The following is a 269-nucleotide window of genomic DNA, read 5'->3' as shown; positions in this document are numbered from 1 at the left end:
GCATATGAAATGACCTTGCAACCTGGTAACCGAGGATTGGAACAGGTGACATGACGGAAGTCATGGACGGTGAAGTTAGGAAGAGCGCACGGAGGATGCCTAGGCGCCAAGAGCCGAAGAAGGACGGGGCGAACGCCGAAATGCCACGGGGAGCTGTACGCGAGCATAGATCCGTGGATGTCCGAATGGGGGAACCCACTAGCGGGAAGCGCTAGTACCGGATGCTGAACACATAGGCATACGGAGGCAACCGAGGGAACTGAAACATC

1 rRNA gene is annotated in these 269 nt (G+C 56.5%); it reads left to right on the top strand.

Annotated features, from left to right (window positions below):
* Positions 1-68 precede the first annotated feature (68 nt).
* Positions 69-269 (top strand): 23S ribosomal RNA (locus tag QMF38_RS11840); the annotation flags it as partial.

This window comes from Alicyclobacillus hesperidum subsp. aegles (genome assembly GCF_027923525.1).
In the GTDB taxonomy this organism is placed as follows: domain Bacteria; phylum Bacillota; class Bacilli; order Alicyclobacillales; family Alicyclobacillaceae; genus Alicyclobacillus; species Alicyclobacillus aegles.
The sequence above is the reverse complement of the archived record's forward strand: the minus strand, read 5'-3'. Positions and strand labels throughout refer to the sequence as shown.